General features: G+C 62.8%; 1 pseudogene. It reads left to right on the top strand.

Going from position 1 to position 584, the window contains the following annotated elements:
* A pseudogene (locus tag J7024_RS37050) lies at positions 1–584 on the top strand (virulence factor); the annotation flags it as partial.

Here is a 584-nt window from a genome sequence, read left to right as displayed (position 1 = left end):
CCCGATGTGCACATCACCCAAGGCGGTGCGAACGCCGGCTTCACGTCGCTGAACAACGCGCTGGACTACTTGCAGGCGAACCCGGACAAGACCGTCTGGGCAATCAACTGGGACGCACCGAACTTCCCGCCTACCGACGCGCAGATCAACGAGAATCTCGTCGTGCTGTTCCTCGCCGGCCCGAACTTCAACACCGAGCGCGAACCGCTCGCGTGGATCAGCAGGGCCGCAACCGGCAATACACAGGCGTTTGAGCGGAAGGTCGGCACGACGCGCGCCGTACAGGCATGGAAGGCAACCATCGATGAAGCAGCGCGCAATGCCGGTGTGGCGGTTCCGGACCTCGAATACATCTTCCACGACGCAGGCAAAGGCAGTGACGCATCGTCGTCCCGTCTTGCCGCGCTCTCGCAAACGTTGACCGAAACGCTTCCGGAATACGACTACATGAAGCAGACCTTCAACACGACCGGGCTGCTTGGCGACATGGGAACCGGCAGCGCATTGACCAACGTGGCGCTCGCGATCGGCCGGATCAATCACTTCGGCGGCAACGCGCTCGTCGCCGGCACGACCGACCCTGA

The organism is Burkholderia sp. WTPI3, assembly GCF_021483755.1.
GTDB lineage: Bacteria > Pseudomonadota > Gammaproteobacteria > Burkholderiales > Burkholderiaceae > Burkholderia.
Note: the sequence above shows the minus strand (reverse complement) of the source record. Positions and strands in the feature narration are given on the sequence as shown.